This window comes from Meridianimarinicoccus roseus (assembly GCF_003172915.1).
GTDB lineage: Bacteria > Pseudomonadota > Alphaproteobacteria > Rhodobacterales > Rhodobacteraceae > Meridianimarinicoccus > Meridianimarinicoccus roseus.
Genome location: NZ_QGKU01000030.1, coordinates 48,818 through 64,957 on the forward strand (window position 1 = coordinate 48,818; position 16,140 = coordinate 64,957).

Sequence of the window (16,140 nt, forward strand, 5' to 3'; positions counted from 1 at the left end):
CCCAGTTGCATCAAGGCGTTTAATGCCGCAGGGGCAGCATGGCTGACATGCGCCTGTTACATGGCTGTCCGCGCGGATGCTCGAATCGGCGTCACTCGCGCGTTTTCTTTCGGCTTTCGTTTAACTCTTCCATCACGAAATCGCGGAAGGCCGCGATGCGTTTGGATTGGCGCAACTCCTCCGGATACGCGAGGAACACGGGCACAGAGCCGCCGACAAGTTCCGGTAAAACACTGACAAGGTGCGGGAAATCCTCAGTCACGTAGTTTGGAAGAACCCCGATTCCCAGATCGTTGATGACCGCCTGAAGCACCCCGAAATAATTGTTAACAGTCAAGAGGGAGCGAATCTCCTCAGTCATCAGCATTTGCACGATGCGCGCGGCGGCGCTGACCTGTACGCTACTGGGGTTCTGGCAGATCAGGCGATGGTGTCGCATATCTGTCACAGCCTCGGGCGTACCGTTCTTTTCGAGATACGCGGGCGTCGCATAGAGCCGCATGTGGACATTCATCAGCCGCTTGCGGATCAGGTCGGCCTGCGACGGCTCTTTCATGCGGATCGCCACATCCGCCTCGCGCATCGGCAGATCCAGCACCCGCTCTTCCAGCATCAGGTCGATCTTCAGTTCCGGATATGCTTCGTAAAGCTTGGACAGACGCGGCGCGAGCCAGAGCGAGCCGAACCCGGTCGTGGTCGTCACCCGAAGCTCGCCGAACACCTCGTCCTCGCTGTCGCGGATTCGCGCCGATGCGGCGTCGAGCCGCTTGGCCATCGCCGAGGTCGCATCGAACAGCAATTCGCCCTGCTCGGTCAGGATCAACCCGCGCGCATGCCGGTGGAACAGTGTCGTGTTCAGGCTTTCCTCCAGGCTGCGGATTTGCCGGCTGACTGCCGACTGGGACAGGTGCAGCGCATCTCCCGCATGGGTCAGACTGCCCGCATCCGCAACAGCGTGAAAAATTCGCAGCTTGTCCCAGTCCATCGCGTGCCCTCTTTCGTCTCGTGCTGCCCGACGGTCCGGGCGGGTCCTGTATGCGTCCCTGAGGCACGTCTGTCACGACTAGATGATCACCCGTATCCTCGCTTCAATGATACCGCTACAATAAACCCGGGGTGGAATAGATGCAGCACAGTGATTTCCGGCTTTCGGACAGGTTCGACCTTGCCAGGGACGAGGTTCTGCTGAATGGCACGCAGGCGCTCGTACGGCTGATGCTTTTACAGGCAGCGCGCGACCGTGCTGCGGGCCATGCGACCGCGGGCTATGTGACGGGGTATCGCGGCTCGCCCCTTGGCGCCGTGGATCAGCAGATGGCGCGCGCGCACGACGTGCTGAGTGCGGCGGACGTGGTGTTTCAGCCTGGACTGAACGAGGATCTGGCCGCAACGGCGATGTGGGGAAGCCAGCAGGCCGGACTGCGCGGCGAGGGCCGCGGCGACGGCGTCTTCGGTCTGTGGTACGGCAAGGGTCCGGGCGTGGACCGGTCGGGCGACGTGATGCGCCATGCGAACATGGCTGGCACCGCGCCCTTGGGCGGCGTGCTGATGGCGATGGGCGACGATCACACCGGAGAATCTTCCACCACCTGCCACCAATCGGACTGGGCGCTGGTCGATGCACACATGCCCGTGCTCTCGCCTGCGGGCGTGCAGGAAATCTTGGATTACGGGATTTACGGCTGGGGCCTGAGCCGCTTCGCCGGCGTCTGGGCCGGGCTGAAGATGGTCAAGGACACGGCCGAGGTGACGGCGGTGGTCGATGGTCGCGCCGACCGGATGCAGCTCGTGGTGCCGGAATTCGACATGCCGGAGGGCGGGCTGAACATCCGGCTGGACGATCACTGGGTCGCGCAGGAACAGCGCCTCGTGCGGTACAAGCGCTATGCGGCCGAGGCTTTCGCCCGCGCCAACCGGATCGATCGGCGGGTCTGGGGGCGGCCGGGTGCGAAGATCGGGTTCGTGGCAGCGGGGAAAAGCTGGCTTGACCTGGTGCACGCGCTGTCGCTTCTGGGTATCGACGCGGCGGAGGCGGAGCGCCTGGGCCTGACCATCTACAAGGTCGGGCAAGTCTGGCCGCTCGACATGGAAAGTCTGCACGACTGGGCCGAAGGGCTGGACCTGATCGTCGTGGTCGAGGAAAAGCGCAAGCTGATCGAGGTGCAGATCAAGGAGGCGATCTTCGACGATCGCCGGGGCAGGCGGGTGCATGGCGGCTTCAAGGACGGCGCGCCGCTCTTCGCCGCCGACTATGCGCTCGACCCGGTGACGATCGCCGTGCGGTTGGGCGAGATCCTGACCGAGGAAGGGCGCGCCACCGAAGCGATCGCCGCGGCGCTGGAACGCCAGCGCGCCGCGCTCGCTGCCGAGGCACAGCCGGACCTTGCCGCGCGGCTGCCCTATTTCTGCGCGGGCTGTCCGCACAACAGTTCCACCGTCGTTCCGGACGGCAGCCGCGCCTATGCCGGGATCGGCTGTCACATCATGGCGTTGTGGATGGATCGCAGCACGTCCGGCTTCACCCATATGGGCGGCGAGGGCGCGAACTGGATCGGTGAGGCGCCGTTTTCCAAGCGGCGGCACGTTTTCCAGAACATGGGTGACGGCACCTACAACCACTCCGGGGTGCAGGCGATCCGGGCGGCGCTGATGGCGGGCACCACGATCACCTACAAAATCCTTTTCAACGACGCGGTGGCGATGACCGGCGGACAGAAGAACGATGGCGGTCTGACACCGGAACAGATCGCGCGGGAACTTGCGGCAATGGGCGTCCAGCGGATCGCCGTGGTGCACGACGAAAAGGAACCGGTGGACCGCGCGGCGCTGCCGGACCGGGCCAGCGTGCATCCGCGCGAAAGCCTGGCGGAGGTCCAGCGCGAGATGGCGCAAGTGGTCGGCGTGTCGGCGATCATCTTCGTGCAGACCTGCGCTGCGGAAAAGCGCCGCCGCCGAAAACGCAAGGCTTTCGACGACCCTGACCAGCGGCTTTTCATCGATCCGGCGGTCTGTGAAGGCTGCGGCGATTGCGGCGTGCAATCCAACTGCGTGGCGCTGGTTCCGATCGAAACGGCGATGGGGCGTAAGCGCGCCATCGATCAGTCGGCCTGCAACAAGGACTATTCCTGCCTGAAGGGGTTCTGCCCGTCTTTCGTGACAGTGACCGGCGGCACCCCGCGACGCGCCGCGACCCGCGCGCTGGACCTGCCCGACGATTTGCCCGCGCCCGCGCTGCCCACGATCCGCGGCACGCACAACATCGTCGTGACGGGCGTGGGCGGCACGGGTGTCGTGACCATCGGCGCGATCCTCGCCACCGCCGCGCATCTGGACGGGCGCGCGGCTGCAATGATGGAAATGGCCGGTCTCGCGCAGAAGGGTGGCGCGGTGCATATCCATTGCCGGATCGCCGACCGGCCCGAGGCGATCAGCGCCGTCCGCGTCGCCACCGCCGAGGCGGACGCGCTGATCGGCGGTGATCTGGTGGTGTCCGCGGGGCAGAAGACTCTGACGTTGCTGGACGGCGTGCGCACCGGTGCGGTCTGCAACACCCACGAGACGGTCACCGGCGCGTTCACCCGCGATCCCGAATTCCGCCTGCCGGGCGACGGCCTGCGCGGGGCGATCACCGGTCTTCTGGGCGGCCGAGCGCTTATGCTGGACGCAACGGTGCTGTCCGAACGGCTTCTGGGTGACAGCATCTACAGCAATATGGTGCTGCTGGGCGCGGCGTGGCAGCGCGGGCTGATCCCGCTCGGTCCCAAGGCGCTGCGCAACGCGATCGAGTTGAACGGGGCGGCCGTGGAGCCGAACCTGCGCGCCTTCGACCTTGGCCGCTGGGCGGCGCACGATCCGAGCGCGGTGCAGGCACTGACAAAGGTACCGCAGGACAGCCCGCTGGACCTCGACGGCAAGATCGACCTTTGGGCGGCGCATCTGACCGCTTACCAGTCGGCGCGCCTTGCCCGGCGCTTTCGGCAGATGGTGGACCCGATCGATGACGCGGAACTGCGCGAGGCGGTCGCCTTCAGCTATCAGAAGCTGCTGTCCTACAAGGACGAATACGAGGTCGCGCGCCTGTTGCAGGACACCCGCGGGCGGATCGAAGCGCAGATCGATGGCGCTGCGCGACTGACCTTCCACCTTGCGCCCCCGGTGTTGTCGAAAACCGGCGCGGACGGCAGGCCCAAGAAACGCGCTTTTTCGGAAAAGGCCGTCAGCGCAATGGGTTTCCTGGCGAAGCTGAAGTTCTTGCGCGGCACGGCGCTTGACCCATTCGGCTACAGCGCGGAGCGCCGGATGGAACGGCGCCTGATCACCGAGTTCGAGGCCGACATGGCTGGCCTGTTGTCACGCGTGACACCGGACAACCGATCGGTGTTCTTGCAGCTTGCGCGCCTGCCACGCAAGATCCGCGGTTTCGGACCGGTCAAGCGGGCGGCGGTTGAGGCCGCGGCGGCCGAACGTGCCGCGCTGTGGGACGCTTTCGAGGCGATGTCAGTGCCGCAGGCCCGGCATGCGGCGGAATGACCGGGCGGGCAGGGCGCGGCCAATGTAACAGATGCGCGACAGCCCTCTTGCCGATGCGTCATTCCGGATGATATTCCGGCGCACCGGTTCAGTCATGTCTGGAAAACGCAGGTGCCCGAGAAACAAATCGCTTCGAACAAACACGTGGCGCGCGAGATCAGCTATTCGTATTCCGCCGCAACACGCGGCGGGCGAGCGCTGATCCGCGTGATGGAGAACGCGACAGGGCGCCTGAAACTGATCCGCCGCGCGCAGGGCTACGAGACCGAGGTCGCGCAGGGCCGCGACTTTTGGGAGGTGATGACCGAACGCTACGGGCTGTCGCTGAACATCATTGGCGGATCGCTCGACAACATCCCGCGCACCGGGCCGCTGGTCCTGATCGCGAACCATCCCTTCGGGATTCTTGACGGGCTCATCATGGGGCGCATCCTCAGCGAGGTGCGGGGCGATTTCCACATTCTTGCGCATCAGGTCTTCCGCAAGGCCGAGGACCTGAACAAGGTGATCCTGCCGATCAGCTTCGATGAAACGCGCGATGCGATGGCGCTGAACCTGCAGACTCGCAAGACCGCCGTTCGCGCCTTGTCGCAAGGCGGGGCGATCGGGGTGTTCCCTGGTGGCACCGTGTCCACCTCGGCCAAGCCGTTCTCGCAGCCTATGGACCCGTACTGGCGGTCGTTCACCGCGCGCATGGTTGCGCGGTCGGATGCGCAGATCGTGCCGGTCTATTTCTGCGGGCATAATTCGCGGGTGTTCCAGCTCGCCAGCCATCTGCACTATACGTTGCGGATGGGCCTGCTCATCAAGGAGTTCAAGGCCCGCACCAATAAACCCGTGGACCTGGTGATTGGAGAACCGATCCCGCAATCGGCGCTCCAGCCCTATATCCATGACGCGCGGGCGATGATGGACTTCCTGCGCCGCGAGACCTATGGCTTGTCCCCCGAGCCGATGAGCGACCCGGGCTACGGATTCGAGTTCGAGGACAGGTACAGGCAATAGATGGCCGTTGGCATATTCGATAGCGGGCTGGGCGGGCTGACCGTGCTTGACGCGGTGACCCGGCGCCTGCCGAACGTGCCTTTCGTATATTTCGGGGACAATGCCCACGCGCCCTACGGGGTGCGCGACGCAGACGACGTACACCGCCTGACTGTCGCCGCGGTGGAGCGGCTCTGGGACGAAGGGTGCGACCTTGTGATCCTTGCCTGCAACACCGCCTCGGCCGCGGCGCTGCGCCGAATGCAGGAGGCGGGATTGCCCCAAGGCAAGCGTGTGCTGGGTGTCTTTGTGCCGCTGATCGAGGTTCTGACCGAACGGCAGTGGGGCGACAGCTCGCCTCCGCGTGAAGTTGCGGTCAAGCATGTCGCGCTCTTCGCCACGCCTGCAACCGTCTCGAGTCGCGCCTTCCAGCGGGAACTGGCCTTCCGCGCCATTGGCGTGGACGTGGAGGCGCAGCCATGTGGCGGACTGGTGGACGCGATCGAAGCCGGAGACGAGATCCTCGCCGAGGCACTGGTGCGCAGCCACGTGGAGGCGCTGCAACGCCGGATGCCGCATCCCGAGGCGGCGATCCTCGGCTGCACGCATTATCCGTTGATGGAAACGACCTTTCAGGCCGCGCTTGGCCCGAAGGTAAAGGTCTACAGCCAGGCCAACATCGTGGCCGAAAGCCTCGCGGATTATCTTCGCCGCCACCCCGGCATGCTCGGCTCAGGCGCGGCGGGGCGGTTCCTGACCACCGGGCGGCCGGACCGGGTGTCGGACAAGGCGACGCAGTTCTTGCGACGAAAGATCACCTTCGACGCAGCGTGAATTGCAACGGCCCGCCGACGGCCCTAGATATTTGACAAGTCAAAGGGAACTCATGCCCCACAAGATCGCCATCCTTGGCGCCAGCGGCTACACCGGCGCGGAACTTGTCCGCCTGCTGGCCACCCACCCGACGATGGAGATCGTCGCACTGTCTGCCGACCGCAAGGCGGGTCAGGACATGGGTAGCGTGTTTCCGCATCTGCGACACCTCGACCTGCCCGCGCTGGTCAAGATCGATGAAATCGATTTCAGTGCCGTGGACCTTGTGTTCTGCGCGCTGCCCCACGCAACGACACAGAGCGTGATCAATAGCTTGCCGCGCGATCTTAAGGTCGTTGACCTGTCCGCCGACTTTCGGCTTCGCGACCCGGCCGCCTACCAGAAATGGTATGGCCAGCCGCATGTCGCGACCGAATTGCAGGCCGAGGCGGTCTATGGTCTGACGGAATTCTACCGTGACGAGATCCGCGCAGCCCGTCTTGTGGCGTGCACCGGGTGCAACGCGGCGACCGGACAGTTCGCGTTGCGCCCGCTGATCGCAGCGGGGCTGGTCGATCTCGACGACATCATCATCGATCTGAAGACCGGCGTTTCCGGCGCGGGCCGGTCGCCCAAGGAAAACCTGCTGCATGCGGAGTTGTCGGAGGGCACCCATGCCTACGGCGTCGGCGGGGTGCACCGTCACCTTGGCGAGTTCGACCAGGAATTCAGCGCGCTTGCCGGGCGCAAGGTGGAAGTGCAGTTCACCCCGCATCTTCTGCCCGCCAATCGCGGCATTCTCGCCACCGTTTATGTCAAGGGCGATCCGGCCGCGATCCATGCGGAACTGACCAGCGCCTATGAGGCCGAGCCGTTCGTGCAAGTGCTGCCCTTCGGCACGCATCCATCCACGCGCCACGTGCGCGGTGGCAACTTCGTCCATCTGGGCGTGGTCGGCGACCGTCGGCCGGACCGCGCCATCGTGATCGCCGCGCTGGACAATCTGACCAAGGGCTCGTCCGGACAGGCCCTTCAGAACGCAAACCTGATGTTGGGAGAGGAGGAGACCACGGGCCTGATGCTGGCCCCGGTGTTTCCGTAACGCACATGAAAAGCCTCAAGAAACAACGCCGCATCCAAGTCATCGCGCTTGCCGCCGTCGCGCTTGTCATCGCCACCGGAATGATCGGCTATGCCATGCGCGACGGGATCAACTTCTTCCGCAGCCCGTCCGAGGTGATCGCCGAGCCTCCGCAACCGACCGAGACATTCCGCATCGGCGGGCTGGTCGAGGAAGGCACCCTGGAGCGCGGGCAGGGCGAAACGATCCGCTTCGTCGTCACCGATGGCGGCGCGTCGGTGCAGGTCACCTTCCGTGGCGTGCTGCCGGACCTTTTCGGCGAGGGGCAGGGCATGGTCGGCACCGGGCGACTGGTGGACGGTGTGTTCGAGGCGTCCGAGATTCTCGCCAAACACGACGAGACTTACATGCCGAAGGAAGTCGTGGACGCGCTCAAGGAACAGGGCGTCTATCAGGAACCGGAAAGCTGACCTACGCCGCCCATACCGAGGGCCGGTTTGCGGAACGGGGATCGGGCTTCGGGCTGCCAAGGCGCTATGGTGAGAACTGGCGACGGGCCCACCTGCGGCGGTGTTTCCCTTGGCGATCCGGCCTTGGGGGCCTACCATGTCGCCCAACGCCGGGCGGCGAGCCGACCGCGGTGATCACGACCGCACCGTCACGAAAACAGGGCAGGGATTTGACATGATTGCAGAGCTTGGGCATTTCGCGTTGCTGCTGGCCGCCTGCGTGGCACTCGTTCAGGCGGTTGTGCCGATGGTGGGCGCGCACAAAGGCTGGGCGGGCTGGATGGCGATGGCCGCTCCAGCCGCCACGGCACAACTCCTTCTGACCGCGTTCAGCTTCTCGGCCCTCACCTATGCGTTCGTGGTGTCGGACTTCTCGCTCAAGCTGGTTGTCGAGAATTCGCACAGCCTGAAACCCATGCTCTACAAGGTGACGGGTGTGTGGGGGAACCACGAAGGCTCCATGCTGCTCTGGGTGCTGATCCTGACACTTTACGGCGCGCTGGCCGCATGGTTCGGGGGCAACCTCCCGCCCAGCCTGAAGGCGCGGGTGCTCGGGGTGCAATCGGCGGTGACACTGGCGTTCATGGCCTTCATCATCTTCACCTCCAATCCGTTCCTGCGCCTCGCGGTGCCGCCGCTCGACGGGCAGGACCTGAACCCGCTGCTGCAGGATCCGGGCCTCGCGTTCCATCCGCCGTTCCTCTATCTCGGCTATGTCGGACTGTCTCTGACCTTCTCCTTCGCAGTCGCGGCGCTGATCGAAGGCCGCGTCGATGCCGCTTGGGGCGGCTGGGTCCGGCCTTGGACGCTTGCGGCGTGGGTGTTCCTGACCATCGGCATCGCGCTGGGGTCTTGGTGGGCCTATTACGAGCTGGGCTGGGGCGGCTACTGGTTCTGGGACCCGGTCGAGAACGCTTCCTTCATGCCATGGCTGCTGGCCGCCGCGCTGCTGCATTCGGCCATCGTCGTGGAAAAGCGTGAAAGCCTGAAAAGCTGGACGATCCTCTTGGCGATCCTCGCATTCGGCTTCTCGCTCATCGGTGCGTTCATCGTGCGTTCGGGGGTTCTGACCTCGGTCCATGCCTTCGCCAACGACCCGGAGCGCGGGGTGTTCATCCTGATGATAACGGCAGCCTTCATGGGCGGTGCGCTGACACTGTTCGCCGCACGGGCGGGCGCGATGCAGGCGAAAGGCGTCTTTGGCCTTGTCAGTCGTGAAAGCGCGCTTGTGGCCAACAACATCTTGCTGGCCGTGTCGTGCTTCGTGGTGTTCGTCGGCACGATCTGGCCTCTGATCGCCGAAATGCTGTTTGATCGCAAGCTGTCGGTCGGTCCGCCATTCTTCGACGCGGCCTTTACGCCGTTCATGGTGGTGCTGGCGGTGATCCTGCCGCTGGGCGCGCTTATGCCGTGGAAACGCGCCAAGCTGGACCGCGTGGCCCGGCAATTGCTTCTGCCCGTCATCGCAACATTCCTGATCGCTGCGCTTGTTTGGACGTTCCAGACCGAGCGGAGCATCCTTGCGCCCATCGGGATCGCGCTTGGTGTGTGGCTTATTGCGGGATCGAAGATCGACCTGTGGTCGCGCACCGGGCGGGGCGATCTGCGCTCGCGGCTGAGGCGGCTTTGGAACCTGCCGCGCGCGGACTGGGGCAAGACCATCGCGCATATCGGGTTGGGCGTGACGTTCATCGGGATCTCGGCCCTGACCGCCTGGCAGAGCGAGGACATTCGCGTTGCGCAGGTCGGCGAAACCTTCGATGTCGGCGGCTACGACGTGACCCTGGCCGATGTGCGCCGCGAGCCGGGCCCCAACTATGACAGTATCATGGCCGAAATGGTGGTCACGCGAAACGGGCGCCCGGTCGCGGTGCTGTTCCCCGAAAAACGGAACTACCCGGTCGCGCAGATGCCAACGACGGAAGCGGCGATCGACAACGGGATCTTCCGCGACCTCTACCTCGTGATCGGCGATCCGCAGGCGCAGGGTGGCTGGGCGGTGCGCACCTACATCAAGCCCTTCGCCAACTGGATCTGGGCGGGTGCGATCATCATGTCGCTGGGTGGCTTCGTCAGCCTGAGCGACCGGCGCTTCCGCGTCGCCGCGGGCGCGGGCCGTGACGCAGCACCAAAGGGCGACGCGTCGCCGGTGGCCGCGGAATGACCGGAACCATGCAATTCGCGCGCGCCGCGGCGGGGGTGTTGGCGCTGTGCCTTGCGTTGGTGCCGCATCCCGTTGGCGCGGTGCAGCCGGACGAGATCCTGCCAGACCCGGCGCTCGAAGGCCGGGCGAGGGACATTTCCGAAGGGCTGCGCTGTCTCGTGTGCCGCAACGAGAATATCGACGAATCCAATGCTGGTCTTGCGCGCGACCTGCGCCTTCTGGTGCGCGAACGGCTTGTGGCCGGGGACACCAACGAGGAGGTCGTGGATTTCGTCGTGGACCGCTACGGCGAATACGTGTTGCTGAACCCGACCGCGACGGGGGCTAACCTTATCTTGTGGCTGGCGGGACCAGCCATGTTCGTCGCCGGTGTCGGCATCGCTGCCGCATATCTGCGCAGCCGCCGTCGCCCCGATGACGAGGCGGCGCCAGACCTGTCGGACGAGGAAACCGCGCGCCTCGAGAGAATTCTGGGCAAGTGACCCCGCGTTTTCCTGCGCGCGATCCAAGTGTGTCGTAGGGTGGGCGCGCAACGGTACGGTACGGAACGGGACGGGGACGAGCATGGATTTCCAGGCCATCACGCTTGAGATCGAGGACGGGATCGCGACGCTGACGCTGGCGCGGGCCGAGGTGAAGAACGCACTGAACGTACAGATGCGTGCCGAGATCCCGGCCGCCATCCGTATTGCGCAGGAAAACGCGCGCGTGCTGGTCATGACGGGGGCGGGCGACAGTTTCTGTTCCGGGCAGGATCTGGGCGACGGCGCAGCCGCGCTCGATATCGAACGGGTGCTCCGCGACGAGTACACCCCGATGCTGCGGGCAATCTTCGACTGCCCGATCCCGACCATCGCGGCAGTCAACGGTGCGGCGGCCGGGGCGGGGGCGAACCTTGCGCTGGCCGCAGACGTTGTGATCGCATCGGAACGCGCGGTTTTCCTGCAGGCCTTCAGCCGCATCGGCCTTATTCCCGATGCCGGCGGCACCTACTGGTTGCCCCGGCAGGTCGGCTTTGCCAAGGCTATGGGGGCCGCCCTGTTCGCCGAACCGGTCAGCGCGCGGCAGGCCGAAGCCTGGGGCATGATCTGGGAAGCCGTGCCCGACGATGCTTTCGCGGGTCATATCGCGGCACGGGCGAGTGCCTTGGCGAACGGGCCGACAGTGGCCTACGCCCACACCAAGCAGGCCCTGCGCGCCAGTTTCGGTAACGATCTGGAACAGCAACTCGCACTCGAGGCGCAATTGCAGGGCCAGTGCGGCCAGACCCGCGACTTCAGCGAGGGGGTGCTGGCCTTTCTTGAAAAGCGCCGCCCGGCCTACGAAGGGCGCTGACCGGCTGCGCGCCGCCTCACTGGTTCCAGCTTGGCGGCCGCTTCTCGATGAAGGCCTGGATGCCCTCGGCAGTGTCGCGGTCGAGCATGTTTTCGACCATCGCGTCGCGGGTCAGTGCATAGGCGCCCTGCAGGTCACGCTCCAACTGGTCGTAGAACGCGCCCTTGCCGATCCGCACTGCGCGGCCCAGCTTGCTTGCCACCACCCGCGCGAGCGCCATCGTTTCCTCGTGCAGTGCCTCGGCTGCGACGACGCGGTTCACGAGGCCGATCTCGGCTGCGCGTTCGGCAGGGATGAAGGCCCCGGTGGTGAGCATCTCGAACGCCTGCTTGCGCGGCACGTTGCGCGACAGCGCGACCATCGGGGTGGAACAGAACAGCCCGATATTCACGCCGTTTACCCCAAAGCGCGTCCCCTCGGCCGCCACGGCCATGTCGCAGGTGGCGACGAGCTGGCATCCGGCGGCGGTCGCGATGCCATGCACTTCGGCGATGACGGGTTGCGGCAGGCGCGGGATCGCCTGCATCAGTTGCCCGCACCGGTCGAAAAGGTCCGCGAAATAGGCCGCGCCGCCATCGGGCGCGTCGCGGGCTGCGGTCATCTCCTTCAGGTCGTGCCCGGCGCAGAATGCCTTGCCGGCGCCGCGAAGCACGACCACGCGCACCGACGGATCGTTCGCGATATCGTTCAGCTTGCCGCGCAGCGCCGCCAGCATCCCGTCGGACAGCGCGTTCAGCGCGCCGGGCCGCGACAGGGTCAGGCAGGCGATCGCCTCCTCGTCCTCGCGCAGCACGTAGTCCTGCGCAGCGGCAGTATTCGCTGTCATCTCGTTCATCTTGTGTCTCCACCCATTTGCGGCCAGCTTAACCGCGCTTGGGGCAGGAGGCAAAGCGATGCAAGAGGTGAAGTTGGGCCTGGAAGCGCTGAAGGCGTTTCTCGATGCGGAATTCCCGCAGGTGGCCGAAGAGTTCGAGATCCTTTCGGTCGCACCAATGCGCCTGCGGGTCGCCTTGCGGGTGTCCGAGCGCCACTTGCGGCCGGGCGGAACGGTTTCGGGTCCGACGATGTTCGCGCTGGCCGACGTGGGGGTTTACCTTGCCGTGCTGGCGATGGTCGGCCCAAAGGCGCTGGCGGTGACCACTTCGTGTTCCATTGATTTCATGCGGAAACCGCCTGCGGACAAGGATTTGCTGGCCGATGTGGAAGTACTGAAGCTGGGCCGCGTGCTGGCCGTGGGCGATGTGAGGATTTTCGCGCGCGGCGCCGAGGAGCGACCAGTCGCACGAGCTTCATTAACCTATTCAATACCTTAGGATTGCGACACGAAGGTAAGGCTGAGTATATCCTTCGTATGGCTTGGGGTGAGTCGAAAGTCAGCCCGGCCTGACCGGAAACATATCCGGATGTATAGCCGCGATACCTTCATGGCATTTTGTATCGCAGCCCCTACGAAAGTATTTTCTGCCTTGGTAGCAGCCCGGCGATGTCTGTCCGGCGCGCTGTGACCGAGTGCGAGCGAGGACGAAATGGAACAGTTTTGCGGACCCTTGACGACCCTGCGAGCGGCTTTCGGGCTGTCGGTCGCTCTGTCCGTTGCGTTGTCCAGCCCACTGCATGCAGATGCCGAAGGCGCGGGCGGTGTCGGCCCCTCAGACGAGATCCTGCTGGACGAGCCATCGGTCGTCGGTCTGATCAACAATGGCGATCAGTCCACGGTCGAAACCGTCTACATCTACATGGACGGCTGCCCGATCGTCAGCATAACACCGCCCGAATCCGGCCGCGGCCGTCCGCAAGTCACGATGATCGAGCCTACCGGCGAATGCGTCGCCGGGCGCGGTACGCAGGATCCCGCCGACCTTGTCGGCACAGGCGCGCCGGGTATGCTCGTACAGCTGTGGAAAGATGATCCGGCGCTGCTCGATCCGATCGGCGAAGAAGCGGAGACCGCGCAGGCGACGTCTCTCGTCGTGGAAATCGCAAGCCTCTATCCGCGCGAGGAAGCCACGCCCACATCCGCGACCGGCCCCGGCACAGACCAGCCCGGCTTCTTCATCCCGGGCCCTCTGGGCGATCCATCCGGCGACCTGTTGCTGGCATCGGGCGGGCCCAACTCCGGCGGGACAGTCTTCGGCGGCGGATCGCCCAACTTCATCACCGGGACCGGCGGGCCGGGTGGCAGTGGATCGGGCGGTGGCGGTGGCGGCGGGCTGTTCGGCGGCCCGGGTGGCAGCGAGGGCACGGGCCCGATCACCAACCTGTTCTCCGACCTGACCGGCGGCGGCAACCTGCCTAGCGTGACAGCAGTACCGCTTCCGGCCACCCTGCTGCTCATGCTTTGGGCACTGCAGCTTCTGCGCAGCTACGTCCGGCGGAGCTGACACGGGCCTTGCCCGATCTACCCGGCACGCGGCGGAAACGCCGCGCATGCCGTTCTGCGGAGCTCTCGTGACTTCTGCCGCGCGTCTTGTCTCGCACCGCGAAACCGACCAGCCGACGGACGTCGTCAAGCTGGGCCGCCATATCGGTGGGCATCGCAAACGCGGTCAAGTCCTTCGGCGGTCGGGGTGCGCGACGTGGAGTTGCGGCTGGAACCTAGCGGATTCTTCCTTGTGCATCGATCATTGGGCTGCGGCGTTCCGGCTCCGAACTCGGCCGAAAGTTTGGCTATGGCCTTGGTCGTGCCGTCCCAACCCCATTCCACGGTCCCGTCCGGTTGGCGGGCCTTCAAGGCGTCCACGGGTTGCTGCGCGACGGCATCGGGCTGCTAGGTTTGGATCACGAGCGTGCCGGACATGTCCTGTGCGAAGGCCGCGGTGGCCAGAGGCGTCTTTGTCATTGGATGCCTTCTTTGGTGTCGGGGCCATGTCAGGCGGCCGCCGCCCCGATCAGGGCAGGGCGGGGAAATCGCCGCGCTGATGGCGCGCGACCAGAGCGCGGAGCGCGGGCGGGCAGATCACCTCGACCGAGTCGCCCCACTGGTAGAGATGCCATGCCATTTCCAGGTGGCCCGAGGCCGCGAAGCGGACGGTCAGCCCGCCATCCGGCATGTCGGTCATTTCCTGATCGGGATGGAACAGGAACCGCCGCGCCGTCGGCGCGGCATCGGGCGAGAAGCGCCATTCCACAGGGCCGTACTCCTCATCCGCGTGGTAGGATCCGAAGGCCCGCGCCGCGAAGACCTTCAGGTCAAAGTCGGGATCGCGCGCGAAACTGCGCTGTGTGATCGCCGCTCCCTCGATCCGGTCCAGCCGGAACCGCCGCATCCGGCCATCCCCGCCAGACGGGCGCGCGACCAGGTACCGGCGGATGCCAAGCAGCATTCCGTGTGGTTCGACGAGCCGCCGCTGCGGTTCCGCGTCCAGTGCGCCGCGATAGCCGATGTCCAGTTCCCAGGGCGCGCGCAGCGCTTCGGTCAGGGTGCCCAGCAGCCGCAGATCCGCCACCACGCGCGGCCCGGGACGTGACGCGAAGCCCTGCGCCTCAAGCAGCGCCTCGGCATCCGCTTCGGTGCGGCGGGCATGGGCGCGAGGCATGGCGGCGAGCAGGCGGTCACGCAGGGCGCGCAGGCGGCGTGCTTCGTCCGGGGCGCCGTCCCGCTCCGCACGGCGCGCGGCAAGGTCGATCGCCGCGAGTTCGCTGTCGCCAAGGCCCTGCGCCTGGAGCCAGCGCGGATCGCTCCGGGCCAGTTTCCAGCGGCGGCGGCGATCCTCGCCCTCCAGGATGTCCACGTTGGGAAAGAGATCTTCAAGCGCGCGCATCATGCGCTGTGCCGTGCGGTGATCGCAGTCGAATTCGGACTGCACATCGCCCAGCGTCACGCCGTCATAGCGCGCGCTTGCCATGTCGGCGAGCCGCAGAAGGTTGGAGGCCTTGGCATAGGACATGCGGGCAATCCTTGGGGTGGTGACAGGTTATGTCATCCCTACGGTGTCTCATCGGTGTGTCAACGACTCGTTAACTGCATGGAGGGCTCACGATGGACCTTGTTTCGGCAAAGGCGATGCGGCGGTCACTCGGGCGCGGCTATGCCCGACAGGCGCTGCAGGCAGCGCAAGACGGCAGCGCCGACATGGCGCGCCTGATGACAGACCTGCATGGGCTGGCCCCCAATGCCCGCAGCCATTCCCGTTTTGCACGGCGCCTCGCGCGGCGGCGCGGCGTGCTGCGTGCCGCGCCCTCGGGCCGCGGGCTGCGCGTGCTGGCCCGTTGCGTGCTTGATGTGACGGTCTGCAAGGACGGCACTGCCTGCTTCCGCGAGGCGCGGGTGTGCTGGACCCGGATCGACGCGCTGGCGCGGCGCGGCCGGATCTCGTTCACGCTGACGGGTGTTCAGGTCAGCCGGCACGCGATGCAGCGCCGCGCGGAACGGTCCGATTGTTTCCTGCGCACGCTGCTGGCGGACATGGACATCCAGATGTGCGCCGCTCTCGACCACTTGCGCCGGTGCGCGCCGATCAAGGACCGGGGGGATGCCTTCCTGCCCGCTTCGGATGGGGTCTGGGCCGGCGGCACGGAGTCGATGTCCGTTCCGTGCGGATGGGGGGCTGCCTTCGCAGGGTCTTCGCCGCCGTTGAACGTGTTTGCGATCCGCACCTTTCTTGGCGAAGCAGAGATGCGCCCGACCGTATGGCTGGCGTGGTCGGGCACCCGCGCCGCGCCGGATCGCGACGCCCCCTTGCAGCCGACGCGCAGCGCCGCATGATGGCGCCGCGCCCCGGAAA

14 protein-coding genes are annotated in these 16,140 nt (G+C 65.8%); 11 read left to right on the forward strand and 3 right to left on the reverse strand.

Features of this window, described 5'->3' with window-relative positions; translation table 11 throughout:
* Positions 1-91: 91 nt before the first annotated feature.
* Complete coding sequence (locus tag DKT77_RS07940) at positions 92-985, reverse strand: LysR family transcriptional regulator (protein ID WP_109811174.1); 894 nt, start codon at positions 983-985, stop codon at positions 92-94.
* A gap of 140 nt (positions 986-1,125) precedes the next feature.
* Here DKT77_RS07940 and DKT77_RS07945 point away from each other — a divergent pair, with 140 nt between their 5' ends.
* From DKT77_RS07945 to DKT77_RS07980, 8 genes are all read left to right on the forward strand, one after another.
* Positions 1,126-4,530, forward strand: a complete 3,405-nt coding sequence (locus tag DKT77_RS07945) for an indolepyruvate ferredoxin oxidoreductase family protein (protein ID WP_109811175.1) — start codon at positions 1,126-1,128, stop codon at positions 4,528-4,530.
* Positions 4,531-4,656: 126 nt separating this feature from the next.
* A complete protein-coding gene (locus DKT77_RS07950; RefSeq protein WP_109811235.1) occupies positions 4,657-5,535 on the forward strand; it encodes a lysophospholipid acyltransferase family protein in 879 nt (292 codons plus the stop codon).
* A complete protein-coding gene (locus tag DKT77_RS07955; RefSeq protein WP_109811176.1) occupies positions 5,536-6,348 on the forward strand; it encodes a glutamate racemase in 813 nt (270 codons plus the stop codon).
* Between the two features lie 52 nt (positions 6,349-6,400).
* On the forward strand, positions 6,401-7,429 hold the full coding sequence (argC, locus tag DKT77_RS07960) for an N-acetyl-gamma-glutamyl-phosphate reductase (protein ID WP_109811177.1): 1,029 nt from the start codon (positions 6,401-6,403) through the stop codon (positions 7,427-7,429).
* Between the two features lie 5 nt (positions 7,430-7,434).
* Positions 7,435-7,878, forward strand: coding sequence for a cytochrome c maturation protein CcmE (ccmE, locus tag DKT77_RS07965; protein WP_109811178.1), 444 nt, complete (start codon positions 7,435-7,437; stop codon positions 7,876-7,878).
* 214 nt (positions 7,879-8,092) lie between these two features.
* The gene (locus DKT77_RS07970; RefSeq protein ID WP_109811179.1) at positions 8,093-10,081 is read left to right on the forward strand and encodes a heme lyase CcmF/NrfE family subunit; all 1,989 of its coding nucleotides are present in this window, start codon (positions 8,093-8,095) and stop codon (positions 10,079-10,081) included.
* 8 nt (positions 10,082-10,089) lie between these two features.
* Positions 10,090-10,563, forward strand: a complete 474-nt coding sequence (locus DKT77_RS07975) for a cytochrome c-type biogenesis protein (RefSeq protein WP_109811236.1) — start codon at positions 10,090-10,092, stop codon at positions 10,561-10,563.
* 82 nt (positions 10,564-10,645) lie between these two features.
* Complete coding sequence (locus tag DKT77_RS07980; RefSeq protein WP_109811180.1) at positions 10,646-11,416, forward strand: enoyl-CoA hydratase-related protein; 771 nt, start codon at positions 10,646-10,648, stop codon at positions 11,414-11,416.
* Positions 11,417-11,432: 16 nt separating this feature from the next.
* Here the strand turns inward: DKT77_RS07980 and DKT77_RS07985 are convergent, their stop codons facing one another.
* Positions 11,433-12,251: an enoyl-CoA hydratase gene (locus DKT77_RS07985; RefSeq protein ID WP_420798306.1), complete on the reverse strand. Its 819-nt coding sequence runs from the start codon at positions 12,249-12,251 to the stop codon at positions 11,433-11,435.
* A gap of 58 nt (positions 12,252-12,309) precedes the next feature.
* Between DKT77_RS07985 and DKT77_RS07990 the strand changes: the two genes are divergently transcribed.
* Complete coding sequence (locus DKT77_RS07990; RefSeq protein WP_109811181.1) at positions 12,310-12,729, forward strand: PaaI family thioesterase; 420 nt, start codon at positions 12,310-12,312, stop codon at positions 12,727-12,729.
* A gap of 234 nt (positions 12,730-12,963) precedes the next feature.
* Positions 12,964-13,797 (forward strand): hypothetical protein, encoded by an 834-nt coding sequence (locus tag DKT77_RS07995; RefSeq protein ID WP_146204978.1) that lies wholly within the window; start codon positions 12,964-12,966, stop codon positions 13,795-13,797.
* A gap of 507 nt (positions 13,798-14,304) precedes the next feature.
* On the opposite strand, the gene DKT77_RS08000 is transcribed toward DKT77_RS07995, so the two are convergent.
* A complete protein-coding gene (locus DKT77_RS08000) occupies positions 14,305-15,303 on the reverse strand; it encodes a helix-turn-helix transcriptional regulator (protein WP_109811183.1) in 999 nt (332 codons plus the stop codon).
* 92 nt (positions 15,304-15,395) lie between these two features.
* Between DKT77_RS08000 and DKT77_RS08005 the strand changes: the two genes are divergently transcribed.
* The gene (locus DKT77_RS08005) at positions 15,396-16,121 is read left to right on the forward strand and encodes a hypothetical protein (protein WP_109811184.1); all 726 of its coding nucleotides are present in this window, start codon (positions 15,396-15,398) and stop codon (positions 16,119-16,121) included.
* Positions 16,122-16,140: the final 19 nt, after the last annotated feature.

Coding starts and splice junctions, on each gene's coding strand:
- DKT77_RS07940 (WP_109811174.1), bottom strand. CDS start 985: ATGGACTGGGACAAGCTGCGAATTTTTCACGCTGTTGCGGATGCGGGC.
- DKT77_RS07945 (WP_109811175.1), top strand. CDS start 1,126: ATGCAGCACAGTGATTTCCGGCTTTCGGACAGGTTCGACCTTGCCAGG.
- DKT77_RS07955 (WP_109811176.1), top strand. CDS start 5,536: ATGGCCGTTGGCATATTCGATAGCGGGCTGGGCGGGCTGACCGTGCTT.
- argC (WP_109811177.1), top strand. CDS start 6,401: ATGCCCCACAAGATCGCCATCCTTGGCGCCAGCGGCTACACCGGCGCG.
- ccmE (WP_109811178.1), top strand. CDS start 7,435: ATGAAAAGCCTCAAGAAACAACGCCGCATCCAAGTCATCGCGCTTGCC.
- DKT77_RS07970 (WP_109811179.1), top strand. CDS start 8,093: ATGATTGCAGAGCTTGGGCATTTCGCGTTGCTGCTGGCCGCCTGCGTG.
- DKT77_RS07975 (WP_109811236.1), top strand. CDS start 10,090: ATGCAATTCGCGCGCGCCGCGGCGGGGGTGTTGGCGCTGTGCCTTGCG.
- DKT77_RS07980 (WP_109811180.1), top strand. CDS start 10,646: ATGGATTTCCAGGCCATCACGCTTGAGATCGAGGACGGGATCGCGACG.
- DKT77_RS07985 (WP_420798306.1), bottom strand. CDS start 12,251: ATGAACGAGATGACAGCGAATACTGCCGCTGCGCAGGACTACGTGCTG.
- DKT77_RS07990 (WP_109811181.1), top strand. CDS start 12,310: ATGCAAGAGGTGAAGTTGGGCCTGGAAGCGCTGAAGGCGTTTCTCGAT.
- DKT77_RS08000 (WP_109811183.1), bottom strand. CDS start 15,303: ATGTCCTATGCCAAGGCCTCCAACCTTCTGCGGCTCGCCGACATGGCA.
- DKT77_RS08005 (WP_109811184.1), top strand. CDS start 15,396: ATGGACCTTGTTTCGGCAAAGGCGATGCGGCGGTCACTCGGGCGCGGC.